This is a genomic window from Achromobacter veterisilvae, assembly GCF_900496975.1.
Lineage (GTDB): Bacteria > Pseudomonadota > Gammaproteobacteria > Burkholderiales > Burkholderiaceae_B > Achromobacter > Achromobacter veterisilvae.
Genome location: NZ_UFQC01000017.1, coordinates 1 through 24,841, shown reverse-complemented (window position 1 = coordinate 24,841; position 24,841 = coordinate 1). Strand labels below are relative to the sequence as shown.

Annotated in this window: 21 protein-coding genes; 12 read left to right on the top strand and 9 right to left on the bottom strand. The window is 69.7% G+C overall.

Features of this window, described 5'->3' with window-relative positions:
- Window position 1 precedes the first annotated feature (1 nt).
- Genes AVE30378_RS16880 through lpdA form a run of 3 tightly spaced genes read left to right on the top strand, consistent with a single transcriptional unit; the run spans window position 2 to window position 3,783 of the window.
- Window positions 2–1,045 carry an alpha-ketoacid dehydrogenase subunit beta gene (locus tag AVE30378_RS16880; protein WP_129242023.1) on the top strand — a complete coding sequence of 348 codons (1,044 nt, stop codon included), beginning with the start codon at window positions 2–4 and terminating at the stop codon, window positions 1,043–1,045.
- Window positions 1,046–1,048: 3 nt separating this feature from the next.
- A complete protein-coding gene (locus AVE30378_RS16875; protein WP_129242022.1) occupies window positions 1,049–2,380 on the top strand; it encodes a dihydrolipoamide acetyltransferase family protein in 1,332 nt (443 codons plus the stop codon).
- Between the two features lie 2 nt (window positions 2,381–2,382).
- Window positions 2,383–3,783, top strand: a complete 1,401-nt coding sequence (gene lpdA / locus AVE30378_RS16870; RefSeq protein ID WP_129242021.1) for a dihydrolipoyl dehydrogenase — start codon at window positions 2,383–2,385, stop codon at window positions 3,781–3,783.
- Between the two features lie 79 nt (window positions 3,784–3,862).
- Here the strand turns inward: lpdA and AVE30378_RS16865 are convergent, their stop codons facing one another.
- On the bottom strand, window positions 3,863–4,774 hold the full coding sequence (locus AVE30378_RS16865; protein WP_129242020.1) for a LysR substrate-binding domain-containing protein: 912 nt from the start codon (window positions 4,772–4,774) through the stop codon (window positions 3,863–3,865).
- Window positions 4,775–4,865: 91 nt separating this feature from the next.
- Here AVE30378_RS16865 and AVE30378_RS16860 point away from each other — a divergent pair, with 91 nt between their 5' ends.
- Together AVE30378_RS16860 and AVE30378_RS16855 are read left to right on the top strand one after the other, a co-directional pair.
- Window positions 4,866–6,149 carry an amidase gene (locus AVE30378_RS16860; protein ID WP_129242019.1) on the top strand — a complete coding sequence of 428 codons (1,284 nt, stop codon included), beginning with the start codon at window positions 4,866–4,868 and terminating at the stop codon, window positions 6,147–6,149.
- Between the two features lies 1 nt (window position 6,150).
- Window positions 6,151–7,131, top strand: a complete 981-nt coding sequence (locus tag AVE30378_RS16855; protein WP_129242018.1) for a Bug family tripartite tricarboxylate transporter substrate binding protein — start codon at window positions 6,151–6,153, stop codon at window positions 7,129–7,131.
- A gap of 13 nt (window positions 7,132–7,144) precedes the next feature.
- Here the strand turns inward: AVE30378_RS16855 and AVE30378_RS16850 are convergent, their stop codons facing one another.
- Together AVE30378_RS16850 and AVE30378_RS16845 are read right to left on the bottom strand one after the other, a co-directional pair.
- A complete protein-coding gene (locus tag AVE30378_RS16850) occupies window positions 7,145–8,305 on the bottom strand; it encodes a CaiB/BaiF CoA transferase family protein (RefSeq protein ID WP_129242017.1) in 1,161 nt (386 codons plus the stop codon).
- A gap of 116 nt (window positions 8,306–8,421) precedes the next feature.
- Entirely contained in the window at window positions 8,422–9,324 is a 903-nt protein-coding gene (locus AVE30378_RS16845) for a LysR family transcriptional regulator (RefSeq protein ID WP_129242016.1), read from the bottom strand.
- Between the two features lie 144 nt (window positions 9,325–9,468).
- Here AVE30378_RS16845 and AVE30378_RS16840 point away from each other — a divergent pair, with 144 nt between their 5' ends.
- Entirely contained in the window at window positions 9,469–10,452 is a 984-nt protein-coding gene (locus tag AVE30378_RS16840) for a tripartite tricarboxylate transporter substrate binding protein (protein WP_129242015.1), read from the top strand.
- 28 nt (window positions 10,453–10,480) lie between these two features.
- Window positions 10,481–10,942 (top strand): MaoC family dehydratase, encoded by a 462-nt coding sequence (locus tag AVE30378_RS16835; RefSeq protein WP_129242014.1) that lies wholly within the window; start codon window positions 10,481–10,483, stop codon window positions 10,940–10,942.
- Window positions 10,943–11,024: 82 nt separating this feature from the next.
- Here the strand turns inward: AVE30378_RS16835 and argH are convergent, their stop codons facing one another.
- Window positions 11,025–12,446, bottom strand: coding sequence for an argininosuccinate lyase (gene argH / locus AVE30378_RS16830; RefSeq protein ID WP_129242013.1), 1,422 nt, complete (start codon window positions 12,444–12,446; stop codon window positions 11,025–11,027).
- Between the two features lie 136 nt (window positions 12,447–12,582).
- Between argH and AVE30378_RS16825 the strand changes: the two genes are divergently transcribed.
- From AVE30378_RS16825 to AVE30378_RS16815, 3 genes are all read left to right on the top strand, one after another.
- Window positions 12,583–13,905: a mechanosensitive ion channel family protein gene (locus AVE30378_RS16825; protein ID WP_129242012.1), complete on the top strand. Its 1,323-nt coding sequence runs from the start codon at window positions 12,583–12,585 to the stop codon at window positions 13,903–13,905.
- A 56-nt stretch (window positions 13,906–13,961) separates the two neighbouring features.
- Window positions 13,962–16,022, top strand: a complete 2,061-nt coding sequence (locus AVE30378_RS16820; protein WP_129242011.1) for an NAD(+) synthase — start codon at window positions 13,962–13,964, stop codon at window positions 16,020–16,022.
- Window positions 16,023–16,154: 132 nt separating this feature from the next.
- On the top strand, window positions 16,155–16,493 hold the full coding sequence (locus AVE30378_RS16815; RefSeq protein ID WP_129242010.1) for a P-II family nitrogen regulator: 339 nt from the start codon (window positions 16,155–16,157) through the stop codon (window positions 16,491–16,493).
- Between the two features lie 192 nt (window positions 16,494–16,685).
- On the opposite strand, the gene gspF is transcribed toward AVE30378_RS16815, so the two are convergent.
- Window positions 16,686–17,891, bottom strand: coding sequence for a type II secretion system inner membrane protein GspF (gene gspF / locus AVE30378_RS16810; RefSeq protein ID WP_129242009.1), 1,206 nt, complete (start codon window positions 17,889–17,891; stop codon window positions 16,686–16,688).
- Between the two features lie 180 nt (window positions 17,892–18,071).
- On the opposite strand from gspF, the gene gspD reads away from it, so the two are divergent.
- Together gspD and gspE are read left to right on the top strand one after the other, a co-directional pair.
- Window positions 18,072–20,642: a type II secretion system secretin GspD gene (gspD, locus tag AVE30378_RS16805; protein WP_129242008.1), complete on the top strand. Its 2,571-nt coding sequence runs from the start codon at window positions 18,072–18,074 to the stop codon at window positions 20,640–20,642.
- Window positions 20,639–22,066, top strand: a complete 1,428-nt coding sequence (gspE, locus tag AVE30378_RS16800) for a type II secretion system ATPase GspE (RefSeq protein WP_129242007.1) — start codon at window positions 20,639–20,641, stop codon at window positions 22,064–22,066. The genes gspD and gspE overlap by 4 nt, the downstream gene beginning before the upstream one ends.
- A gap of 16 nt (window positions 22,067–22,082) precedes the next feature.
- Here the strand turns inward: gspE and gspN are convergent, their stop codons facing one another.
- The 4 genes from gspN to AVE30378_RS16780 form a co-directional block, all read right to left on the bottom strand.
- Window positions 22,083–22,832, bottom strand: a complete 750-nt coding sequence (gene gspN, locus AVE30378_RS16795) for a type II secretion system protein N (RefSeq protein WP_129242006.1) — start codon at window positions 22,830–22,832, stop codon at window positions 22,083–22,085.
- A gap of 1 nt (window position 22,833) precedes the next feature.
- On the bottom strand, window positions 22,834–23,418 hold the full coding sequence (gene gspM / locus AVE30378_RS16790) for a type II secretion system protein GspM (protein ID WP_129242005.1): 585 nt from the start codon (window positions 23,416–23,418) through the stop codon (window positions 22,834–22,836).
- On the bottom strand, window positions 23,415–24,407 hold the full coding sequence (gene gspL / locus AVE30378_RS16785; RefSeq protein ID WP_129242119.1) for a type II secretion system protein GspL: 993 nt from the start codon (window positions 24,405–24,407) through the stop codon (window positions 23,415–23,417). The genes gspM and gspL overlap by 4 nt, the downstream gene beginning before the upstream one ends.
- On the bottom strand, window positions 24,404–24,841 hold a 438-nt coding region (locus AVE30378_RS16780; protein ID WP_165360214.1), incomplete at its 5' end, for a type II secretion system protein GspK. The genes AVE30378_RS16780 and gspL, both read right to left, overlap by 4 nt.

The window sequence follows — 24,841 nt, the reverse complement described above, 5'->3', positions numbered from 1 at the left end:
CATGGCAAACGATAACAACATCGGTCCGGCGTCCGCGTCGATGACCATGATCCAGGCTTTGCGCTCGGCCATGGATGTGATGCTGGAGCGCGACAACAACGTGGTGGTGTTCGGCCAGGACGTGGGCTATTTCGGCGGCGTGTTCCGCTGCACCGAAGGCCTGCAGACCAAGTACGGCAGTTCGCGCGTGTTCGATACGCCGATCTCCGAAGGCGGCATCGTGGGCGTGGCGGTGGGCATGGGGGCCTACGGCCTGCGCCCCGTCTGCGAGATCCAGTTCGCCGACTATTTCTATCCGGCGTCGGACCAGATCGTGTCCGAGGCTGCGCGCCTGCGCTACCGCTCGGTCAATGAATTCATCGCGCCCATGACGATCCGCATGCCCTGCGGCGGCGGCATCTACGGCGGGCAGACGCACAGCCAGAGCCCCGAGGCCATGTTCACGCAGGTCTGCGGGCTGCGCACGGTGATGCCGTCCAACCCCTACGACGCCAAGGGCCTGCTGATCGCGGCCATCGAGAACGACGATCCGGTGATCTTCCTGGAGCCCAAGCGGCTGTACAACGGCCCGTTCGACGGCCATCACGACCGCCCCGTCACGCCCTGGACCGGACGTCCGGGCAGCGTGGTGCCCACGGGCTACTACACCGTGCCGCTGGATTCCGCCGCCATCGTGCGGCCGGGCAGCGAGCTGACCGTGCTGACCTACGGCACCACGGTGCACGTGTCGCTGACCGCGGCCGAGGAAACCGGCATCGACGCCGAAGTGATCGACCTGCGCAGCCTGTGGCCGCTGGACCTGGACGCCATCGTCAATTCGGTGAAGAAGACGGGCCGCTGCGTGGTGGTGCACGAAGCCACCCGCACCTGCGGCTTCGGCGCCGAACTGATCGCGCTGGTGCAGGAACACTGCTTCCATCACCTGGAGGCGCCCGTCGAACGCGTGACCGGCTGGGACACGCCGTATCCGCACGCCCAGGAGTGGGCGTACTTCCCCGGCCCGCGCCGGGTCGGCGCGGCGTTCAAGCGCGCGATGGAGGGTTGAGAGATGGGTATTCATATCATCAAGATGCCCGACATCGGCGAAGGCATCGCGGAAGTCGAACTGGTGGGCTGGCACGTCAAGGTGGGCGATACCGTCGCCGAGGACCAGCCGCTGGCCGACGTGATGACCGACAAGGCCACGGTGGAGATCCCGTCGCCCGTGGTCGGCCGCGTGCTGGCGCTGGGCGGCGAGGTGGGCGAAGTGATGGCCGTGGGCGGGGAATTGATCCGCCTGGAAGTGGAGGGCGAGGGCAACGCCAAGCCGGGCGCGGACGCGCCGCCGGCCAAGGCGCCCGCCGCGGCTGCCGCCGTGGGCGAGGTGTCCGCAACCCAGGTGCCAGACACCCAGCCCGCGAAAGCGCCTCAAGCCCCCGCGGCCCAGGTGTCCGACACCCCCAGGCCCGCCGCACGCCAGCCCGCGCGCCAGGCGCCATCCGCCGCCGTCGCCCGCCAACCCGGCGAGAAGCCGCTGGCGTCCCCCGCCGTGCGCAAGCGCGCCTGGGACCTGGGCATCGAGTTGCGCTACGTGGCCGGCAGCGGCCCGGCCGGCCGCATCCTGCACGAAGACCTGGACGCCTACCTGCAAGGCCAGGGCGCGACGGGCCAGGCCCGCGGCGGCGCCGCATACGCCGAGCGCAACGACGAAGAGAACGTGCCGGTGATCGGCCTGCGCAGGAAGATCGCGCAGAAGATGGCGGAGTCCAAGCGCCGCATCCCGCATTTCAGCTACGTCGAGGAAATCGACGTGACCGAACTGGAGGACCTGCGCGTCCAGCTCAACCTGAAGTGGGGCGAGTCGCGCGGCAAGCTGACCTTGCTGCCGCTGCTGGCGCGCGCCATGGTGGTGGCGCTGCGCGATTTCCCGCAGATCAATGCGCGCTATGACGACGAGGGCGGCGTGGTCACGCGCTACGGCGCCGTGCACATCGGCATCGCCACGCAAAGCGACGGCGGCCTGATGGTGCCCGTCATGCGCCACGCGGAAGCGCGCGACCTCTGGTCGATGGCGGCCGAGATCGGGCGGCTGGCGCAAGCCGTGCGCACCGGCAGCGCCGGGCGCGACGAACTGTCGGGCTCGACCATCACCATCACCAGCCTGGGGCCGCTGGGGGGCATCGTCACCACGCCCGTCATCAACCATCCCGAGGTGGGCATCGTGGGCGTGAACCGCATCGTCGAGCGGCCCGCCATCCGCAACGGCGCCGTGGTGGCGCGCAAGCTGATGAACCTGTCGTCGTCCTTCGACCACCGCGTGGTCGACGGCATGGACGCCGCGCGTTTCATCCAGGCCGTGCGCGCGCTGCTGGAACAGCCCGCGCTGCTTTTCGTGGAGTAAGCATGAGCCAGACAACCAAGACGACAACCCTGCTGGTGATCGGGGGCGGACCTGGCGGCTATGTGGCCGCGATCCGCGCGGGCCAACTGGGCGTGCCCACCATCCTCGTGGAGGGCGAGCGCCTGGGCGGCACCTGCCTGAACATCGGCTGCATTCCTTCCAAGGCCCTGATCCACGCGGCCGAGGAATACGAAAAAGCGCGGCATTACGCGGACGGTTCGGCGCTGGGCATTTCGGTGACCTCGCCGTCCATCGACATCGCGCGCACCGTCGCGTGGAAGGACGGCATCGTCGGCAAGCTGACCGGCGGCGTGGCCGCGCTTCTGAAAAAGAACGGCGTGGAAGTGGTGCAGGGCTGGGCCCGCCTGCTGGATGGCAAGACCGCCGAGGTCGAGACGGCCGCCGGGCCGGTCCGCATCCAGTGCGAGCATCTGCTGCTGGCCGCGGGCTCCGAGCCGACGCCGCTGCCGTCCGTGCCCTTCGGCGGCATGGTGGTGTCGTCCACCGAGGCCCTGTCGCCCGCCGACATCCCGAAGAAACTCGTGGTGGTCGGAGGCGGCTACATCGGCCTGGAACTGGGCACCGTGTACCGCAAGCTGGGCGCGGAAGTGGCCGTGGTCGAAGCCCAGGACCGCATCCTGCCGACCTACGACGCCGAACTCACCAAGCCCGTGGCGGCCGCCTTGGCCAAAATGGGCGTCGAGCTGCACCTGGGCCGCAAGGTGCTGGGGCTGAACGGCAAGGGCAACGCGGTGCGGGTGCAGGACGCCTCCGGCGCCGAAACGCAGTTGCCGGCCGACCGCGTGCTGATTGCGGTGGGGCGCCGTCCGCGCACGCAGGGCTGGGGGCTGGAAAGCCTGCAACTGGACCGCCACGGCAATGCGCTGCGCATCGACGACCAGTGCCGCACCTCCATGCGCGATGTGTGGGCCATCGGCGACATTGCCGGCGAGCCGATGCTTGCGCACCGGGCGATGGCGCAGGGCGAGATGGTCGCCGAACTGGTGGCCGGCAAGCGGCGCCATTTCACGCCGGCGTCCATTCCGGCCGTCTGCTTCACCGACCCCGAGGTCGTGGTGTCGGGGCTGTCGCCCGCCGACGCGGAACGCGCCGGGCTGGACTGCCTGTCCGCTTCGTTCCCGTTCGCCGCCAACGGCCGCGCGATGACGCTGGAATCCACCGACGGTTTCGTCCGGGTGGTGGCGCGGCGCGACAACCACCTGGTGGTGGGCTGGCAGGCGGTGGGGCGCGGCGTGTCCGAACTGGCGGCGGCGTTCTCGCAGTCGCTGGAGATGGGCGCCACGCTGGAAGACGTGGCGGGCACGATACATGCGCATCCGACGCTGGGCGAGGCCGTCCAGGAGGCCGCGCTGAAGGCCTTGGGGCACGCGCTGCACATCTAGCGCGTGCGAGCAGCGTCGTCCGGCAGCGACGCTCCCTCCGGACAGGCCCGCCTTGCGGGCCTGTCCGGAGCCCCGGCCCCTAGCGGCGCGCGCCCGATTGCGCCAGCGCCGCCCTGAATCCTTCCACGGCGGGATTGCCCTGGTCGCGCAACGCGGCCAGCACGACCTGCGCCTTGACCCCCTGAATGTCCCGCAGCGGCAGGAACCGCAGCGAGTCGGCGCGCATCCGGCTCAGGGACAGCGGAACGATCGCCGGCCCCACGCCGGCCTCGACCAGCGTCAGCAGGGTGGGGATGACGCTTTCCTGCGCCATCCGCGGCTTTAACTGCGCGTGCGCGAAGAGTTCCTGGATCATGTGGCGGAAGTAGGGCGAAATGTCCTGCCGGTAGCCCACCAGCGGGTAGGCCAGCAATTCCTCCAGGGAGACGTCGCGCCGGTTGGCCAGCGCATGGTCGTACCGCAGCGCGACGCGCAAGGGTTCCTCGTGGACGACCTGGGTCTGGATGTCGCCATCCAGCGGATGCGGGCGCATCAGGGCCACGTCCACGACCCGCGCGCGCAGCGCGGATTCCATGTCCACCGAATTCATTTCGCGCAGGTCGATGCGGACTTCCGGATGCGCGTCGCGGTAGTGGCTCAGCGCCGAGACCAGCGGCGAACTGGCGGCGCTGGGGGTGATGCCGATCACCAGCGCGCCCGTTTCGCCGCGCGCGGCGCGGCGCGCCTGCCGCAGCATGAGCTGCGTGTCCGCCGTGATCCCGCGCGCCCGTTCGTACATGATTTCGCCGGCCGGCGTCAGTTTCACCGAGCGCGTGGTGCGCGCGAACAAGGGCACGCCCACGATCGCTTCCAGCCGCTTGATCTGCTGCGTGAGGGGCGGCTGGGTCATGAACAGCCTGGCGGCCGCCCGGCCGAAGTGGAGTTCCTCGGCCACCGTGCAGAACAGGACCAGCAGCCTTCCGTCGAGGAAGATTAATTCTGATTTCGACATAATAAAGGCGAAATTATAAATTGGACGTAGATTAGTCCAGTTCCTAAGATGCCGCATCGGTTCATTCAGCCAGGCATTCGCGGACTCTTTCATGCCCCTCGCTCCCTTTCCTTCCTCAGTCGTCGACATCGCCCGGCGGGTCCGGTCCGGCGAAGCCGGGCCGCTGGCGGCGGCGCGCCAGAGCCTGGCCGCCATCGCGCGGGAAGATGCGCGCATACAGGCATGGAGCCATGTCCTGCCCGCCGCGCGGCTCGACGCGGCGGATCCGGCGGGGATCGCGGCGGGCGCGCTGGCCGGCGTGCCCATCGGCATCAAGGACGTCATCGACGTGGCGGACATGCCGACCGGATTCGGCGCGCCGGCCCTGGCGCCCGGCGCCGCGGCTTTCGATGCGTGCGCCGTCGGGATGCTGCGCGCCGCCGGCGCCGTTCCCGTCGGCAAGACGGTGACCGCCGAATTCGCTTTCAGGACGCCGGGGCCCACGCGCAACCCGCACGCGCCGGCGCATACGCCGGGCGGATCGTCCAGCGGCTCGGCGGCGGCGGTCGCGGCCGGCATGGTGCCCGCGGCGCTGGGCACGCAGACGGGCGGCTCCATGATCCGTCCGGCCGCGTTCTGCGGCGTGGTCGGTTTCAAGCCCAGCTTCGGCCGCGTGTTCCGCGACGGCATGAAGCTGACGTGCGAATCGCTGGACACCATAGGCTGGTACACGAACGGCGTGGAAGACGCCCAGGCGATCGCGGACGTGCTGCTGGGAGACGCGGGCCCGGAGGGCCCCGGGGACCGGCCGCCGACGATCGCGGTGCAACTGGGCAACCCCCGCGCCAGCCTGAGCGCGGAGAGCCGGGATGAGATCGCGCGGGCCTGCGCCGCGCTGCGGGCGCACGGCGTGCAGTGCGTGCCCGTGGAGGCCGAGCGCGAAACGGCGCTGCTGCTGCAGGCGCACGACGTGATCATGCACTACGAATTCGCGCGCAGCCTGGCGCCGGTGGCCGAGCGCCGGGGAGAGGCGCTGAGCGCCGCCTTGCGCCAGGCCGTCGCGCACGGCCTGGCCATCGGGGCGGGACAGTACCGCGAAATGCGCGACGCGCAGGCGTCGCTGCGGCAAGGCTGGCGCGCGCTCTACGGCGGCGCCGACGCGGTGCTCACGCCCAGCACGCCGGGGCCCGCGCCGCGCGGCCTGGACCATACCGGCGATGCGTCGTTCAACAAGATCTGGTCGGTGCTGGGATGGCCCTGCCTGCACCTGCCCACCGCCTTCAACCGCGCGGGATTGCCTTTGGGCATGCAATTGGTCGGCGACTGGGAGGGCGACCGCGCGTTGCTCGCCCTGGGCCGGAAACTACATCATCTGCTGATACAGCAAGGGGAATGACATGGGATTCGACAGAATGAAGCGAGGCGCGCTGGCGCTGTGCGCGGCGGCCGCCTTCGCGGGCGGGGGCGGGGCGCAGGCGGCGGGCTTTCCCGACCGGCCGGTCAACGTCTTCGTGCCCACGGCCGCGGGCGGGACGGTGGACATCGTCGCGCGCATCATGGCCGAAAAGCTCGGGCCGGAGCTCGGGCAGCCGGTGGTGGTCATCAACAAGCCGGGCGCGGGCGGCGTGGTGGGCACGCAGGCGTTCCTGCGCGAGCCGCAGGACGGCTATACCGTGCTGTTCACGGCGAACAGCAACCAGTTGATCGTCCCGTGGGTCTACAAGGACGCGAAGTTCGATCCGCTCAAGGACTTTTCGCCCATCGCCGCCGTGGGGGAGGTGCCCAACGTGCTGTGCGTGAATCCCGCCTTCCCGGCGAAGAACCTGGGCGAATTCATGGCGCTGGTCAAGGAGAACCCGGAAAAATACCAGTACGCGTCCGCGGGCGCGGGGACCCTGAACCATCTGCTGGGCGTGATGCTGGACGAACTCGGCGGCCTGCGCATGCAGCACATTCCCTACCGCGGCGTGTCGCCGGCGATGGCGGACGTGATGGGCAACCAGGTGCCCATGCTGTTCGCCAGCCTGCCGTCGGCGGTCGAGGGCATCAAGGCCGGCAAGCTGCGCGCGCTGGGCGTCAGCAGCGAAAAGCGCAACGCGCTGTTGCCCGACGTGCCCGCCATCAACGAGGCCATACCGGGCTTCCGAGGCGACTTGTGGGTGGCTTTCTACGGCGCGAAGGATGCGCCGCCGGAGTCGGCCGAGACCCTGCACAAGGCGATCCGCAAGGTGATGGCCGACCCCGCGCTGCAACAGAAGTTCGCCCAGTTGGGCGTCACGATGATGCATGACGGCCCGGCCGAACTGGCGGCCCGCCAGGAGGCCGAGTTCATGCAGTGGAAGCAGGTGGTGCAGGCCTCGGGCGCGACCCCGGACTGAGGCATCGCGGGTCTTAGCGGCCGCCGTTCAGCCCCAACTCGGCCAGGATGGCGGCCGTGTGCTGTCCCAGCGCGGGCACGCCGCCCATCGCTGCGCCGGCCCCGGACAGGGTGGCGGGCGGCAGCAAGGCCTTGATCGGGCCGCCAGGCGTGGCCACGTCGCGCCAGCGCCCGCGCGCGGCGAACTGGGGATGGTCCCAGACCTCGTGCATGGTGTTCAGGGCTGAGTTGGCGATGCCGCCGCGGTCCAGCCTGGCCAGCACCTGTTCGCGCGACAGCGACGCGAAGCACTGCGCAATGCGTTCATCGAGCGCCTGGCGATGCCGCACGCGCAGCACGTTCGTGGCGAAGCGTTCGTCGCCGGCCAGCGCGGGGTCTTCCAGCACGTCGGCGCAGAAGTTCTGCCATTCGCGGTCGTTCTGCAGGCCGAATATCACCGGCTTGCCGTCGCCCGCCAGGTATTGCCCATAGGGCGCGATCGCGGGGTGCGCCACGCCGTTGCGGGCGGGTGGGGTGCCGCCGTAGTGCGCGAAGTTCAAAGCGTAGGACGTCCATTCCGTCAGCGCTTCCAGCATCGTCACTTCGACCCGCAGACCTGCGCCGGTGCGCGAGCGCTGTATCAGCGCGGAGAGGATGCCGGAGTAGGCGTACATGCCGGCCGCGATATCCGCGATGGAAATGCCGGTGCGCGCGGGCGCGTCGGGCGTGCCGGTCAGGGAAATCAAGCCGGACGCCGCCTGGATCAGCAGGTCGTAGGCCTTCTTGTTGCGGTAGGGGCCGTCGTCGCCATAGCCGGAGATGTCGCACACGATCAGCTTGGGGAAGTCCGCACGCAGGGTTTCGTAGTCCAGCCCCATACGGCGCGCGGCGCCCGGCGCGAGGTTCTGGATGAAGACATCGGCCCGGTCCAGCAGGCGCCGCAGCACTTCCGGCGCGCCGGGCGCCTTGGTGTCGAGCGTCAAGCTCTCCTTGCCGCGATTGGCCCACACGAAGAACGACGACTGGCCATGCACGGTGTCGTCGTAACCCCGTGCGAAGTCGCCCGCGTCGGGCCGCTCGATCTTGATGACGCGGGCGCCCAGGTCCGCCAGTTGGCGGCTGGCGAAGGGCGCGGCGACGGCGTGTTCAAGCGCGACGACGGCGATGCCGTCCAGGGGTCGGGATGCTGCGGTCATATCGTCCTGAGGTCGGGAAGCCGGGGCGCGTGCTGGACCCGGCGGCGGCGAAGCATTATGGAATGCCTCTTCTGCGCGCGGCCAGTCGATATTTTCAAAGCGGAGTTCGAGGTTTTCTAATCCTCGTCCAGCGCCGGATGCGGCTGCGTCACATAATTGACGAAAGCGCGCGCGTAACCGGGCAAGGAGTCCTGCCTGAGCATGACCGCGCGCTGTTCGCGCATGGCCCAGGCTTCTTCGATCTGCACACATTCGACTTTGCCCTGCGCCAGGGCGGTCACGGCGACCGAGCGCGGCACCAGCGAAATGCCGGCGCCTTCCTGCACACAGCGCAGCACGGCGTCGAAATTGGGCGCATGCACGCGGACCCGGGGCTTGAGCCCCATTTGCTCGGCCATCTGCTGCAGATACAGGAAATTGCTGCTCTTGCGGCCGATGGCGACCAGATCGTGCGACAGCGCGGTTTCGAGGGAAACGCGGGGGTGCAGGGTCAGCGGGTGGCGCGGTGGGACGATGAAGATCAGTTCGTCCTGGCCGTAGCGGATGAATTCCAATCCGCGCATTTCAATCGCACCGGCGACCAGCCCGATGTCTGCGCGGCCGTCCAGCACCGCCTTGACGGTTTCCTCGCTGAGATGCTCTTCGAGGTTCACGTTGACGTTCGGATAGGCGGCCAGGAACCGGCTCAGCGGCCCGGCTAGGCTGCTGAGGGTGCTGCTGTTGGCGTAGACGCGGATATGGCCTTCGACGCCGTCGGTATGGCGGCGCATTTCCGCCTGCAGCCGCTCGACATTGCCCAGTATGGTCTGCGCATAGCGCAGCACGGTCATGCCGGCGGCCGTGAGCGACATGCCTTTCTGGGTGCGCACGAATAGCGGCACGCCCATGGCCTGCTCCAGGTTCTTGAGGCGGTAGCTGGCCGACGGCGCGGTCAGGTGCAGGTCGGAAGCGCCGCCCGTGAGGCTTTTGGCTTCGGCAATGGCGACAAAGACGCGCAAGTCGGTCAGTTCGTAACGCAAGGCGGGCACCTGGGTTATGGCGGCGAAGCGCCGGGGCGGGCCGCTGTTAGAAAGGCTCTAAGCCGGATAAGAAACTTTCGACTATTCCTCGGTTCGGCCTCGTCTCTATATTGTGCCGCACACAAAAGACCAACGGAGACGAGCATGAAGCATGGATTTCCCTGGCGCGCGCTGGCAGGCGCCGCCGTGATCGCGTTGGGCGCGCTGGCCGCCGGCCCCGCGTGGGCGCAGGACTATCCCGCCAAGCCGGTGCGCCTGGTGGTGCCGTATGCGGCGGGCGGGCCCACCGACACCTTCGCCCGGGCGCTGGCGGAAAGCTGGAGCCGCAAGCTGGGCGCGACGCTGGTGGTTGAGAACCGGACGGGGGCGGGCACGCTGGTAGGCACGGAAACCGTGGCCAAATCGACCGCCGACGGCTATACCTTGCTGCTCACCACCGTGGCGCATGCCGTCAATCCCAGTATCCACGCCAGCCTGCCATACCGCACGGTGGAGGATTTCGCGCCCGTCGGGCTGGCCGCCAAGGCGCCGTTGGTGCTGGTCGTCAACAAGAACCTGCCCGCCGGCAATCTGCCGGAGTTCATGGCCTATCTCAAGGCCAATCCGGGCAAGGTCAACTATGGGTCGGCCGGAATCGGAAGTGCGCCGCACCTGGGCGGGGAGCTGCTGAACTACCTGGCCGGCGTGCGCGCCACGCACGTGCCGTACCGGGGTAGCGCGCCGGCCATGGCGGACGTCATCGGCGGCCACCTGGATTTCATGATAGACAGCGCGCCTACCGGTCTGGCGCAGGTCCAGGCAGGCACCGTCAGGCTGCTGGCGACGTCCATGGCGCAGCGCCTGCCGCAGACGCCCGATACGCCGCCCATGGCCGAGGCGGTGCCCGGCTACGAAGCCTACACTTGGAACGCCGTGTTCGCGCCGGCCGGAACGCCCGCGGCGGCCGTCGACAAGCTCAACGCCACGCTGCGCGCCGCGCTAGCCGATCCCGAATTGCGGCGGCGCGCCTACGACATGGGACTGGTGCTGCAGCCGGACACCACGCCGGCGGAACTGGCGGTCTTTCTGCAAAGCGAGCTCAAGAAGTGGGGCGAGGTCGCCCGCGCTGCCCACATGACCGCGAACTAGCACCCATCACATCGAAAAGGAATCTTGCATGATTAAGCACCAGCTTTGCGCGCAGCGCTATTTCGAGGATTTCGAGGTTGGCGAGGGTTTCCCGCTGCCTTCGCGCACCATGACCGACGCCTTGTTCGCCGCGTTTCAGCTTGCCAGCGGCGACAACCATCCCGTGCACTACGATGTCGAGTATTGCCGCGCCCACGGCATGCCCCACATGCTGGCGCACGGTTTCCAGGTCGCCATCCAGACCGCCGCCGGCGCGGGGCTGTTTCCGCACATGGTGGAGGACTCCCTCAAGGCGTTCCTGGAGCAGAGCAGCCGTTTCCTGAAACCCGTGTTCGTCGGCGATACGCTGTACGCGTCGCTGACCGTGTCGGAGCTTGCGCCGGGACGCACGACCGGCGTGCTGACCATGCGGAGCCTGGTGCGCAACCAGCGCGACGAAACGGTGATGGACGGGGTGCAGAAGTATCTGCTGCGCAAGAGGACGTCGTAGCGCGAAGCCCGCCGCCCGCCGTTCCCTGCGACAAGGCCCCCATGACGGGGGCCTTGCGGGGCAAGCGGGCCGGCAGCGGGAATCAGCCTTGGGCCGTTTCCGCCAGGACGCGCTGCGCTTCTTCCTTGACGCGTTCCGGCGCGGTGCCACCCACGTGCTTGCGGGCCGCGACGGAGCCTTCCAGGGTCAGGACCTCGTGGACGTCGTCGCCGATACTGGCGTGATAGGCCTTCAGGTCGGCCAGCGACAGGTCGGCCAGGTCGCAGCCGCGCTGTTCGCAGTCGCGCACCGCGTGCGCCACCACTTCGTGGGCGTCGCGGAACGGCACGCCGCGCTTGACCAGGTAATCGGCCAGGTCGGTGGCGGTGGCGAAGCCCTGCAGGGCGGCGGCCCGCATGTTGTCGGCCTTGACCTTGATGCCGCCGGCCATGTCGGCGAAGATGGTCAGCGTGTCGCGCACGGTGTCCACGGTGTCGAACAGGCCTTCCTTGTCTTCCTGGTTGTCCTTGTTGTAGGCCAGGGGCTGGCCCTTCATCAGGGTCAGCAGGGCGACCAGGTGGCCGTTGACGCGGCCGGTCTTGCCGCGGGCCAATTCGGGCACGTCGGGGTTTTTCTTCTGGGGCATGATCGAGCTGCCGGTGCAGAAGCGGTCGGCCAGGTCGATGAAGCCCACACGCGGGCTCATCCAGAGCACCAGCTCTTCGGACAGGCGCGACACGTGCGTCATGATCAGCGCGCCGGCGGCGCAGAATTCGATGGCGAAGTCGCGGTCGGACACGGCGTCCAGCGAATTGCGGCACACGCCGTCGAAGCCCAGCGTCTTGGCGACGCGTTCGCGGTCGATCGGGAAGGACGTGCCGGCCAGCGCGGCGGCGCCCAGCGGCAGGCGGTTCACGCGGCGGCGGCAGTCGGCCAGGCGCTCGGCGTCGCGGCCGAACATTTCGGCGTAGGCCAGCAGATGGTGGCCGAAGGTGACGGGCTGGGCGACCTGCAGGTGCGTGAAGCCCGGCATGATGGTGCCGGCGTTTTCCAGCGCCACGGTGGCCAGTGCGTGCCGCAACTGGCGCAGCAGGTCCTGCAGGTTGTCGATCTCGGCGCGCAGCCACAGGCGGATGTCGGTGGCGACCTGGTCGTTGCGCGACCGGCCGGTGTGCAGGCGCTTGCCCGCGTCGCCCACCAGTTCGACCAGGCGTTTTTCGATGTTCAGGTGCACGTCTTCGAGGTCCAGCAGCCATTGGAAGCTGCCGGCGTCGATTTCGGACAGGATCTGGGTCATGCCGCGCTGGATGTCGGCCAGGTCCTGGGCGCCGATGATGCCCTGGGCGGCCAGCATGTCCGCGTGCGCGAGCGAGCCCTGGATGTCGTAGCGCGCCAGGCGCTTGTCGAAATCCACGGACGCCGTATAGCGCTTGACGAGTTCGGAAACCGGTTCCGAGAACCGGGCGGACCAGGCCTGCGCCTTGTTGGCGAACTGGTTTTGATCGGGAGAGGGAGTCTTTGCCATGATGGGCGGAATTATAGGGCCTCGCGCGGAGCCGGGCGACGGCCGGCGGGGTTTTGCGGGCCGGGAGCGTGCAAGCGCGGCGACTTGGCCGATAATCCAGGGTTAGTTTCAGGACTTTAGAGCGAGAAGTAACCCTATGCCCTTGGAATGGGAAGAGCTGGTCACCCAATTGGATACCCACCTGCCGCGCGAAGCCTGGGCGCAGACGCTGATCGGGATCGGCGCGCTGATCCTGACCGCGCTGTTCGTCCAGTGGGTCGTGGCCCGGATCGTGCTGCTGCTGGCGCACCGCCTGCTGGTGGTGAGCGGCCGGGGGGACTGGGACAAGGCCTTGCAGCGCCGCCGCGCCTACCAGAATCTTTGGTACGCGGTGCCGTTCGCCGTGGTGTCGATGGGCATCGACCTGGTGCCGCACGTCGAGCGGGCGGCCACGGTCGTGGGGCGGCTCGCGCATGCGGGGGCCTGGATCTGCGTGTTCGTGGCGTTCTCGGGCGTGCTGAGCGCCTGGCAGGACACTTATTCGGCCACGACGCGGGCGCAGACCCGCTCCATCAAGGGCTACATCCAGATCGGCAAGCTGATCCTGATGGCGGTATGCACCGTTCTGGTGCTTTCCATCCTGATCGACCGCTCGCCGCTCTGGATGATCTCCGGCCTGGGCGCGCTGTCCGCCGTGCTGCTGCTGGTGTTCAAGGACACCTTGCTGTCCCTGGTGGCCAGCACCCAGCTCACCAGCAACGACATGCTGCGCATCGGCGACTGGATCGAGATGCCGCAGTCCAACGCCGACGGGTTCGTGAAGGACATCGCGCTGCACACGGTCAAGGTGCAGAACTGGGACAACACGGTCACCACCGTGCCGACCTACAAGCTGTTCTCGGAAAGCTACCGCAACTACCGGCACATGTTCGAGTCCGGCGGCCGGCGCATCAAGCGCACCCTGCGCATCGACGCGGCCAGCGTGCGTTTCCTGAGCGACGAGGAGTCGCAGCGGCTGATGCGCTTCCGCCTGCTGCACGACTATCTCCAGGCCAAGACCCACGATATCGCCCAGGCCAACCAGACCATGGGCGAACTGGCCAGCGTGCCGGCCAACCGCCGCCGCCTGACCAACATCGGCACCCTGCGGGCCTATGCGCTGGCCTACCTGAAGCAGAATCCGGAGGTCCGCCAGGACATGGCGATGATGGTGCGCATGATGGAGCCCACCTCCGAGGGCATCCCGGTCGAGGTCTATTGCTTTACCGCGGTGACCGCCTGGGTGGAGTACGAGCGCATCCAGGGCGACATCTTCGACCATCTGCTGGCCATCCTGCCGGAACTGGGCCTGCGCCTGTACCAGCAGCCGTCCGGCGCCGACATCGGCGCGATGGGAAGCTATCTGCGCGAGGGCGCCTTGCAGGCGGCGCTGGCTTCCCCGGCCGAACGGGGGCTGACCGACGCCAAGATGCCGCGCTAGCGCGGCCCGGGGCGCATGAGATAATTTGGCCTGTTGCCGTCAATGGGCCCTAGCTGATGTCGAACCCGTTCTTCAACCTGTATTCCCACGGCTTCGCCCGGGTCGCGGTCGGCGTGCCCGAATGCCGGGTCGCGGACCCGGCGTTCAACGCCGCGCAGACCATTGCGCTGGCGCAGCAGGCCGCCCAGGGCGGCGCGGTGCTGGCGGCGTTTCCCGAGCTGGGCCTGTCCGCCTACACCTGCGACGACCTGTTCCACCAGAAGGCGCTGCTGGATGCCTGCGAAGCGGCGCTGGCCGAGGTGGTGGCGGCGACGGCCGAACTGGACATCGCCATCATCGTCGGCGCGCCGCTGCGCGTGGCCCACCAGTTGTTCAACTGCGCCGTCGTGGCCGCGGGCGGCCGGGTGCTGGGCGTGGTGCCCAAGACCTACCTGCCCAACTACGGCGAGTTCTATGAAGCGCGCCAGTTCAGCGCCGCCGACTGCGCCGCCGCGGCCGAGATCCGCCTGCTGGGCCAGACGGTGCCGTTCGGGTCCGAGCTGGTCTTCCAGATGGAGCAACTGCCGCTGTTCCAGTTCCACGTCGAGATCTGCGAGGACGTCTGGGTGCCCATCCCGCCGTCCTCGTTCGCGGCGCTGGCCGGCGCCACCGTGCTGGTGAACCTGTCGGCATCCAACATCGTGATCGGCAAGTCGGAATACCGCCACCAGCTTGTGGCGCAGCAATCGGCGCGCTGTCTGTCCGCCTATATGTACACCTCGGCCGGCCGGGGCGAATCCTCGACCGACATGGCCTGGGACGGCCAGGCGCTGATCTACGAAAACGGCGAATTGCTGGGCGAAACCGAACGGTTCCTGGGCCATTCGCACCTGCTTTTCTCGGACGTGGACCTCGAACGCCTGTCGCGCGAGCGCATGCGCCAGACCACCTTCGGGCAGTCCGTGCGGCGCCACCAGGACGAGGTCCGCAAGTTCCGCACCGTGCCGGTTCCCGTGCAGCCGCCGCTGGACGACGCCGAACTGCCGCTCGAACGCCGGGTGGCGCGGTTCCCCTACGTGCCGGCCGACCCGCGGCGCCGCGACGCCCGCTGCAAGGAGGTCTACAACATCCAGGTGCAGGCCCTGGTCCAGCGCCTGTCGGCCAGCGGCATGTCCAAGGTCGTCATCGGCATCTCCGGCGGGCTGGACTCCACCCATGCGCTGCTGGTCTGCGCCGAGGCCATGGATGCCCTGGACCTGCCGCGCGCCAACATCCTGGCGGTCACGATGCCGGGCTTCGCCACCAGCACCCGCACGCTGCAGCAGGCGCGCCGGCTGATGGCGGTGGTGGGCTGCACGGCTTCCGAGATCGACATCCGGCCCAGTTGCCAGCAGATGCTCAAGGACCTGGGCCATCCCTACGCGGACGGCAAGCCGGTCTACGACATCACCTTCGAGAACGTGCAGGCCGGCGAACGCACCAACCACCTGTTCCGCATCGCCAACTTCAACAACGCCATCGTCATCGGCACGGGCGACCTGAGCGAACTGGCGCTGGGCTGGTGCACCTACGGCGTGGGCGACCACATGTCGCACTACAGCGTCAACGCCAGCGTGCCCAAGACCCTGATCACGCACCTGGTGCGCTGGGTGGCCGAGTCCGGCCGCCTGGGCGACGAGGGGGCGGGGGTGCTGCTGGACGTGCTGGGCACCGACGTCAGCCCCGAACTGGTGCCGGGCGGCGCCGACGACAAGCCGGTCCAGAAGAGCGAAGACGCCATCGGCCCTTACGAATTGCAGGATTTCAACCTGTACTACACGCTGCGCTACGGCTTCGCGCCGACCAAGGTCGCCTTCCTGGCGCTGGCCGCCTGGCGCGACCGCGAGGCCGGCGCCTGGCCCGAGGGCGGGCACGTGGCCCGCAACCAGTACGATCTGGCCGCCATCAAGCGCAACCTGAAGATCTTCCTGGACCGGTTCTTCCGCCTCAGCCAGTTCAAGCGCACCTGCGTTCCGAACGCCCCGAAGGTGGGCTCGGGCGGTTCGCTGTCGCCGCGCGGCGATTGGCGCGCGCCCAGCGACTCCGAGTCGGCGGTGTGGATGCGCGACGCCGACCGCATTCCGGACGAATCCGCCTAGGCAGCCGGGTTTTCCCGCCGCGCGCAAACCCCGCTTTTTCCCGGCGCGGCCGGTGGTATTCTCTTATCCATCGCGCCTTTCCGCCATGCCGCGGCGGGCGCCGAAACAGATCGAAAAACCAGGAAGACCAACGTGAAACAAGTCACCGCCATCATCAAACCCTTCAAGCTCGACGAAGTCCGCGAAGCGCTGGCCGAAGTCGGCGTCAGCGGCCTGACCGTTACCGAAGTGAAGGGTTTCGGCCGCCAGAAAGGCCATACCGAGCTCTATCGCGGGGCCGAATACGTGGTGGACTTCCTGCCCAAGATCCGCGTCGAGGTCGTGCTGCCGGACAACCAGGTCGAAGCCGCCATCGAAGCCGTCGTCAAGGCCGCCCGCACCGGCAAGATCGGCGACGGCAAGATCTTCGTCACCCCCGTGGAGCAGGCCATCCGCATCCGCACCGGGGAAAGCGACGAAGAGGCGTTGTAGGCGCTTGTTTGCGCGGGGAGGGTGTCAGACACCCTTTGAACGGCGGCGCAAGCCCGCAGGCTGTCTCCCCAGGGTGTCTGACACCTGACCTGGCCCAGGGTGTCAGACACCTGAGTTATGCCAGGTGTCTGACACCCCTACGAGACGGCCGTCAAGCAGCCACGACGCTTCCCGGGTGTCTGACACCCACCCCTACCGTATTAGCTGATTCATCTCCAGGATCGGCATCATCACCGCCAGCACGATCAGCAGCACGAATCCCCCCATCAGCAGGATCAGCGCCGGTTCCAGCAGGGCCGTCATCGCCATGGCGCGCCGCTCCAGGTCGCGCGAGAGGTTCTGCGCGCCGCGGTCCAGCAGCTCGGGCAGGCGGCCGGTCTTCTCGCCGCTGGCGATCAGGTGCACGAGCAGCGACGGGAAGACCTTCTGCGCGCCCAATGACGCGGACAGCGCCGCGCCTTCGCGCACGCGCGCCGATGCGTTGTCCACTGCCTGCCGCAGCACGTCGTTGCCCAGGGTGCGGCGCGCCGCCTCCAGCGCCGTCAGCAGCGCCACGCCGCTGCCCGACAGGATCGCCAGCGTGGAGGCGAAGCGCGCCGCGTTCACACCCAGCACGAAGCGTCCGGCCAGGGGCAGCCGCAGCACGCGGGCATGCCAGGCGCGCCGGGCCGCGGGCGCCCTCAGCGCATAGCGCCACAGCGCGATCGCCGCGGCCAGCGCCGCGCCGGTGGCCGCGCCCCATTCGCGCACGTAGTCCGACAGCGACAGCATCATCCGGGTCAGCAGCGGCAGTTCCTGCTTGGCCTGGCTGAACGCCGACACCACCTGCGGCACCACGTAGCCCAGCAAGAAGATCACGATGACCACCGACACGCAGGCCACGACCGCGGGGTAGATGAAGGCGGTCATGACCTTGCTGCGCAGGGCATTGCGTTCCTCGATGTAGTCCGCCAGCTTTTCCATCACTTGCGCCAGGTTGCCCGATTCTTCGCCGGCGGCGATCAGCGCGCGGTAGATCTCCGGGAAATCGCGCGGCCTGGCGGCCAGCGCCACGGACAGCCGGTGGCCGGCGCGCACGTCGTCGCGCACGCCGCCCAGGCTGGCGGCGATGTGCTTTTTCTCGGCCTGTTCCAGCGTGGCGCTCAGGGCCGCGTCCAGCGGCAGGCTGGCGGCCAGCAGGCTGGCGAGCTGGCGCGTGATCCAGGCGAGGTCGGCATCCGACAGGCGGGCGCGCAGCGAGGCGCCCAGCCCTTCGGCGCGCGCCGCCGGCGAGGTCGACAGCGGCAGCAGGCCGCGGCCGCGCAACTGGTTGCGGGCGCCGCGCTCGGAGTCGGCGTCGATCGTGCCGCGCACGAGTTTTCCCAGCGCGTCGGCAGCTTCGTAACGAAAGGATGGCATGGTCGCAAATACAAGGGGCCGCGCGCGCGTCCGATCGCGCGAAAGCCCCGTATTCAAAGGGTTTCCAGGCCGTCACCTTGCCTTTGGATTATGACCGGAGTGTTGCACTGCCACCCCGTATACTCCGACGCGCTTTCACGTTTTTCCACCTGTTTCCACGTTCCAGGCACCTATCCCGTCATGCGTCACATCGCGCAATTCAGCCTTGCGGTTCTGCTTGCGGCAAGCCAACTCGGACCCGCGGCCAGCACGGCTTACGCACAACAGGCCGACAATCGGGTCAGCCTGAATTTCGTCGACACCGACATTCCCGCCGTGCTGCGCGCGCTGTCGCTGTTCACGCAGCGCAACTTCCTGGTGGATCCCCGCGTCAAGGGCAAGCTCACGCTGGTGTCGGACCGGCCGGTGGACAGCGGACAGGCGCTGGCCATGCTCACGGGCGCGCTGCGCCTGCAAGGCTTCGCCATCGTCGAGGTCGGCGGCGTGACGCGGGTGGTGCCCGAGGCCGACGCCAAGCTGCAGGGCAGCGCGGTGGTGGGGGAACCCCGGCCGCCGGTGCCGGTGTCGGCGTTCGCCAAGGGCGCCGGCGGCAGCGGCGAAATGCTGACGCGCGTGTTTCCGTTGAAGTACGAGAACGCGGCCAACCTCGTGCCGGTGCTGCGCCCCATGGTGCCGCCGAACAATCCCGTCAACGCCTATCCGGGCAACAACACGCTGGTCGTGACCGACTACGCGGACAATCTCGAACGGATCGCCGCGGTCATCGCGCGCATCGACGTGCCCAGTTCCATCGACACCGACGTGGTGCCGGTGCGTTCGGGCATCGCGTCCGACATCGCGGTCCTGGCCGCGCAACTGCTGGACACGCAAAGCAGCGATCCCACCCAGCGCATCGCGGTCGTCGCGGATCCGCGCAGCAACAGCGTGCTGGTGCGCGCGGGCAGTCCGGCCCGCACGCGCCTGGCCCGCGACCTGATCCTGAAGCTCGACGCGCAGCAGAACCGGGCGGGCAACCTGCACGTGGTGTACATGCGCAACGCCCAGGCCACGCGCATCGCCGAGGTGCTGGGCGGCCTGCTGGCGGGGCAGGCCAATTCCGCGCCCGGCGCGGGCGGCGGCGCGGGCGGAACCGCGGCGGCCCAGCCCGGCGCGCGCGCGCAGAACACGGTCGGCAACAACACGGCGCAGGCGGGCCTGGGCATGTCCGGCGGATCGGGCTCGGGCAAGGGCGGCCTGTCGGGCGACCAGGAACGCATCGCGCGCGACGACCCGGGCACGCAAGCGGTGTCGTATTCGGCCGGCGGCGCCACGATCCAGGCGGACCCCGCGACCAATTCGCTGATCATCTCGGCCCCCGAACCGCTGTACCGCAGCCTGCGCGAAGTGATCGACCAACTGGACCAGCGCCGCGCGCAAGTGCTGGTGGAAAGCCTGATCGTGGAAGTGAGCGAAGAGAAGGCCGCAGAATTCGGCATCCAGTGGATGACGGGCGCGGGCAACATCAACAGCGGCGGCACCAGCTTCATCGGCGGCACGAACCTGGGCGGCAGCGGCCTCACGGGCGCCGGCCCGGCCTCCATCGACGCCCTGGCCAACGGCCTGAGCCTGGGCGTGGTCAAGGGCACGGTCGACGTGCTGGGCAACGAAGTCATCAACCTGGGCGTGCTGGCCCGCGCCATGCAGAACACGGGCGAGGCCAACATCCTGTCCACGCCGAACCTGCTGACGCTGGACAACCAGTCGGCCAGCATCCTGGTGGGCAAGACCGTGCCTTTCGTGACGGGGCAGTACGTGACGTCGGGCAGCAACGGCAGCTCCAACCCCTTTCAGACGATCGAACGCGAGGACGTGGGCCTGAAGCTGAACATCCGCCCGCAGATTTCGGAAGGCGGCGCGGTCAAGCTGGACATCTACCAGGAAGTCAGCAGCATCGACGAAACCCGCTCTTCGCCGACGACCGGCATCGTGACCAACAAGCGCGCCATCGATACCAGCGTGCTGATCGACGACGGGCAGATCATCGTGCTGGGCGGGCTGCTGGAAGACAGTGTGTCGCTCAGCTCGGACAGCGTGCCGGGGCTGGGATCGATTCCCGTGCTGGGCGCGCTGTTCCGCTACGACACCCGCAAGCGCACCAAGACCAACCTGATGGTGTTCCTGCGGCCCTATGTGGTGCGCGACGCGCGCCGCAGCGCCAGCGTCACCATGGACCGCTACGACTACATGCGCCGCGCGCAGGCGGTCGCCCAGCCGGGCAAGCACTGGCTGCTGCCGGACCTGCAGGCGCCGATGCTGCCGCCGCCGGGGTCGGCGCCGTCGGTGTCCAACAACGCCTACGACATGCGGCCGGAACAACTGGCGGACACGATGCGCCGGCCGCCTCCGGCCACGGTGGAGTCCTTCGCGGTGCGGCAATATCCCGCGGCGGCGCGGGCCAGCGATCCGTCGCTGCCGATCCGCGTGAACCTGCCGCGGGGCGTGAGCGTGGCGGTGGATCCCGAGTCGCTCTACGGCGAGGCGGACCGCGGCAGCGCCACGCTACAGTTCGCGTCCGTCGATTCGCGCGCCGACGCGGACAGGATCGCGCAGCGGGTCCGGGCCAGCGGCCTGCAGGCCTACGTGCAACTGGGCCCCGGCGGCACGGGCTACGTGGTGCGCAGCCAGGTGGCCAAGGATCCCGGCACCATTTCGACCGCCACGGCGCTGCTGCGCGAGCTGGGCTACAAGAGCGAAGTGGTCTCGCAGCTATGAGCGCGCATCCCTTGCCCTACGCCTGGGCCCGCGCGCAGCGCGCGGTGCTGTCGCTGCGGGGCGGGGCGGCGCAACTGACCGTCAGCCCGCGCACGCCGGAATGGGCGGTCCGCGAGATCCGCCGGTGCCACGGCGACGTCGCGCTGGCCCAGGTGGACGACGAGGCGCTGGAAACCCTGCTGACCGCGGCCTACAGCCATTCCGAGGACGCCGCGTCGGTCATGGGGGTGGCCGAGAACGAGATCGACCTGGACCGCCTGCTGCAGGACATGCCCGAGGTCGCCGACCTGCTGGAAGCGCAGGACGACGCGCCCGTGATCCGCATGATCAACGCGCTGTTCGCGCAGGCGGCGCGCGACGGGGCCAGCGATATCCACATCGAACCGTTCGAGACGCATTCGGTGGTGCGCTACCGGGTGGACGGCACTTTGCGCGACGTGGTGTCGCCGCGCAAGGCGCTGCACGCGGCGCTGATCTCGCGCATCAAGATCATGGCGCACCTGGACATCGCCGAGAAACGCCTTCCGCAGGACGGCCGCATCGCCTTGCGGGTGGGCGGGCGGCCGATAGACGTGCGCGTGTCGACCCTGCCCACGGGGCATGGCGAACGCGCCGTGCTGCGCCTGCTGGACAAGGAGGCCGGGCGCCTGCAACTGGAGCGGCTGGGGATGGCGCCGGGCGTGCTCGAACGGCTGGACCGGCTGATCCGCCAGCCCCACGGCATCGTGCTGGTGACCGGGCCCACCGGCAGCGGCAAGACCACCACGCTCTACGCCGCGCTGAGCCGGCTGGACGCGGCCACCAGCAATATCCTGACGGTGGAAGATCCGATCGAGTACGACCTGCCCGGCATCGGCCAGACGCAGGTGAACGCCAAGATCGACATGAGCTTCGCGCTGGCGCTGCGCGCCATCCTGCGCCAGGATCCCGACGTGATCATGATCGGCGAGATCCGCGACCTGGAAACCGCGCAGATCGCCGTGCAGGCGTCCTTGACCGGCCACCTGGTGCTGGCCACCCTGCACACGAACGATTCGGTGTCCGCCGTGACGCGGCTGACCGACATGGGCGTGGAACCGTTTCTCCTGGCTTCGTCGCTGCTGGGGGTGCTGGCGCAGCGGCTGGTGCGCAAGCTGTGCCCCGAGTGCAAGCGGCCGGCCATGCAGGACGGCGCGCGCGTGTTCCATCCGGCGGGATGCGCGGCCTGCAACCACACGGGCTACAGCGGGCGTTCGGGCATCCATGAACTCTTCACCGTGGACGACGAGGCGCGCCGGCTGATCCATGAAGGCCGCGACGAGCGCGAATTGCGGCGCGCGGCCGCGGCGTCGGGCATGCGGACCATGCGCGAGGACGGGCAGCGCTGGGTGGACGGCGGACAGACCTCGCCCGAGGAAATCGTCCGCGTCACGCGCGACGCGTAGGCGCGGCGCCGGGCGCCTACGCGCCGAATTCCACGCTGTCGCCCGACCGCCGCCCCAGCATGGACATCAGGCCGTCCAGCGCGGCGCGGTCGGCTTCGCCGGCCGAACCGGCGTAGCTCGCACGGCCCTGGAAGCGCAGGCCGCGGCGGCCGACGCTGCCCTGGCCCGTCACGTCCAGAAGGCCGCTTTCCGTGCTCAGCGCCAGCGCGGCGCCCATCTTGCCGCCTTGCACGCGCAGCAGGTAGGTGCCCACCGGCGCGACCGGCGAGAGCGCAGTGCCGGCGTTGCGCCAGCGCAGCGCCGCCAGCGGGCCGGCGGGAAGCGCGGCGCCCAGGCGCAACGGCTGCCAGGCCAGCTCCAGCATGCCCTGCGGCGCCAGCGTGTTCCACGGCGCGCCCAGCGCGGCCAGCACGGAGGCGGGCGCGCGCAGGGACTGGGCCGACAGCGACACGCCATTCCAGGCCAGCCCCGCATGGAGCGGGCCTTGCAGCCAGGGATGCGAAATTTCCACGGCCAGCGCATCCCAGCGCCATCGCCACTGCACCGGCTGGGGCAGCACGCGGCGCGCGCCCGGCGGACCCAGCGCGATCCAGGCGCTGCCGCGCCACAGCGTGCCGCCGGCATCCGCCAGCGCGACCGGCGCGTCGGCGGGCAGCGCGGCCAGCAGCCAGCGCGCGGGCATGACGGCGACGCCCGCCGCGGCCGCGCAGACCATGCCCGCCAGCCACAGCGCGGCGTTCTTTCGGGAAAAGCGCGATCCGGCCATGTCAGTGCTTCTCCGCCGGCGGAGTCAACGTGACTTTGCCGTTGACCAGTCCCGGTAGCGGGCGCCCGTAGGCGTTGGCGGCGCGCGCCAGGTCGGCCTGCTGGACGGCCAGGCCCCAGTCGCGGGCCGCGCCGTCCAGCCAGCGCAGCAGCGCCGAAGCGGGCGCCTGGGCCAGGGTCAGCAGCACGCCCGGGCCTGTCTCGGGTTCGCCCAGCGTCCATTGCGCGGCGGGCAGCCCGGCGCGTTCGAGCGACGCGGCAAGTTCGGCGCGCGTGGGCATGGCGCCGGCGGGCGCGGCGGAGCGCCGCCGCAGGGCCGCGGCCTGCGCGCCCAGGTCCGCGACGATGGCGGCCTGCGCGCGCAGCGCCGGCAGTTCGGCCTGGAGCTTGCGCACCGTGTTCAGGGGCGGTTCGATCAGGACGCTGAACGCCAGCGCGCCGCCCAGCAACAGCGCCGCGCCGGCCAGCAGCCGCCGTTCGCGCGGCGCCAGCGCGCGGTAGCGCTGGCGGGCGCGGTCCAACGCGGGATCCAGGGGTTTGCGGACGGACAGCCAGGCCGCGTGCAGGCGTAGCGAGAGAGCATTCATGGTTGAGCGCGCGCGATGCGCCAGGTGTGGTCGGTGTCGGCGCGTTCCAGTTTCAGGCCCAGGGCGGAAGCCTGCTGGATCAGCGCGGGCGTTTCGGCGATGCGCTGTGATGGCTCGCCGGCGTCGGCCAGTTGCAGTGTGAGTGTCTGGCCGGTGTAGGCCAGGCGGGCGACCTTGTCGGCGGCGAAGGGCAGCGCCTGGGCCGCGGCCCGGGCCAGCGGCAGGAAGTCGGCGGCGCCGGCCGCGCCCCGGCTGGCCTGCAGCGCGTCCAGGCCCTGCTGCGCCTGGCGCGCCGGGTCCAGCACCACGGGCAGGTCGGGGAAGGCGGCCAGCACCTGCCGGCGCATGCCGTCGCGCAGCGCGTCCGCTTCGGACCGGAGCTGCGACGCGTAGAGATTCAGCCCGCCTATCCATACCGCGGCGGCGGCCGCGCCCCAGCGCCACGCGGGGCGCCAGCGCGAGGTCCGCGCGGGCGCCAGTTGGGGCATGGCCAGCGACCAGGAAGGCGAGGGCGCAAGCCAGCGCGGATCGGCCGGATCGCGCAAGGGCGTCCGGGTTTCGGGGCCGAGGGTCTGCGGCGCGATGAGGGCGTGGGCGCGCAGGCCGTGCGCGTTCAGCAGGCTCCAGGCGCGGCGCACGGGCTCCCGCGCCGCCCAGGCCAGCGGCACCGACCCGTCGGCGGCCCTTGGCCCGTGGCCGACCGCCAGGGCGTCCAGGCCGCTCAGCACCAGCGGCTCCAGCGCGCCCTGGACGGCGGCGGCGTAGCGGGCGCGGGCGACGGCGGGGATCTGCACGGTGGCCGCGATCACGTCCGACGGATGCAGCACGGCTTCGCAGGCGGCCTGCGGGTATGCGCGGCCCAGGGCGCGCAGCGTCAGTTCGCCCTGCCGCGCGCAGCGGCCGCGCCGGTCGAACCAGGCATGGGGCAGGGGAGAGTCCTCGCCGAATTCGGCGAGGACGGGCAGCGCGATCCGCAAGGTGTTCTTCAAGGGGTTTCTCTTGTCCATATTGTGTCGGGCGCGGCCGGCGGGGCGCTGCGCACCAGGGCCTGCATGGAGATCCGCGCGCGCTCGTAGGCGACGGTGCCGCTGGCGAGGAACCAGCCGCTGCTGGTGGCGACGGCGGGCGCGGCGGTCTTGATGCCCGCGCCGGCCAGGCGGTTGGCGAAGTCGCCGGCGTTGTTGAACCAGTTGCCGCGGTCGCGCTCGCCCGCCATCGACCGGGCCTGGCTGAGCGACAGCCCCGGCACCAGGGCCGCGATGACTTCGGCGGGCGCGGTGTTGACGTTGACCGGCGTGGCCACGGGCAGCACCGTCATCGTGCGGCGCAGTTCGTTGCGCGCCGGCGGATCCAGCGCCAGCAGCGCCGCGATCTCGTCCACGCCGCGGGGCAGCGGCGCGCGGGGGCCGGGGCCGGCCTCGGG

Coding starts and splice junctions, on each gene's coding strand:
- AVE30378_RS16880 (WP_129242023.1), top strand. CDS start 2: ATGGCAAACGATAACAACATCGGTCCGGCGTCCGCGTCGATGACCATG.
- gspD (WP_129242008.1), top strand. CDS start 18,072: ATGCGTCACATCGCGCAATTCAGCCTTGCGGTTCTGCTTGCGGCAAGC.
- AVE30378_RS16835 (WP_129242014.1), top strand. CDS start 10,481: ATGATTAAGCACCAGCTTTGCGCGCAGCGCTATTTCGAGGATTTCGAG.
- AVE30378_RS16860 (WP_129242019.1), top strand. CDS start 4,866: ATGCCCCTCGCTCCCTTTCCTTCCTCAGTCGTCGACATCGCCCGGCGG.
- AVE30378_RS16855 (WP_129242018.1), top strand. CDS start 6,151: ATGGGATTCGACAGAATGAAGCGAGGCGCGCTGGCGCTGTGCGCGGCG.
- gspE (WP_129242007.1), top strand. CDS start 20,639: ATGAGCGCGCATCCCTTGCCCTACGCCTGGGCCCGCGCGCAGCGCGCG.
- AVE30378_RS16850 (WP_129242017.1), bottom strand. CDS start 8,305: ATGACCGCAGCATCCCGACCCCTGGACGGCATCGCCGTCGTCGCGCTT.
- AVE30378_RS16875 (WP_129242022.1), top strand. CDS start 1,049: ATGGGTATTCATATCATCAAGATGCCCGACATCGGCGAAGGCATCGCG.
- AVE30378_RS16840 (WP_129242015.1), top strand. CDS start 9,469: ATGAAGCATGGATTTCCCTGGCGCGCGCTGGCAGGCGCCGCCGTGATC.
- gspF (WP_129242009.1), bottom strand. CDS start 17,891: ATGCCATCCTTTCGTTACGAAGCTGCCGACGCGCTGGGAAAACTCGTG.
- gspM (WP_129242005.1), bottom strand. CDS start 23,418: ATGAATGCTCTCTCGCTACGCCTGCACGCGGCCTGGCTGTCCGTCCGC.
- gspN (WP_129242006.1), bottom strand. CDS start 22,832: ATGGCCGGATCGCGCTTTTCCCGAAAGAACGCCGCGCTGTGGCTGGCG.
- lpdA (WP_129242021.1), top strand. CDS start 2,383: ATGAGCCAGACAACCAAGACGACAACCCTGCTGGTGATCGGGGGCGGA.
- AVE30378_RS16820 (WP_129242011.1), top strand. CDS start 13,962: ATGTCGAACCCGTTCTTCAACCTGTATTCCCACGGCTTCGCCCGGGTC.
- argH (WP_129242013.1), bottom strand. CDS start 12,446: ATGGCAAAGACTCCCTCTCCCGATCAAAACCAGTTCGCCAACAAGGCG.
- AVE30378_RS16865 (WP_129242020.1), bottom strand. CDS start 4,774: ATGTCGAAATCAGAATTAATCTTCCTCGACGGAAGGCTGCTGGTCCTG.
- AVE30378_RS16825 (WP_129242012.1), top strand. CDS start 12,583: ATGCCCTTGGAATGGGAAGAGCTGGTCACCCAATTGGATACCCACCTG.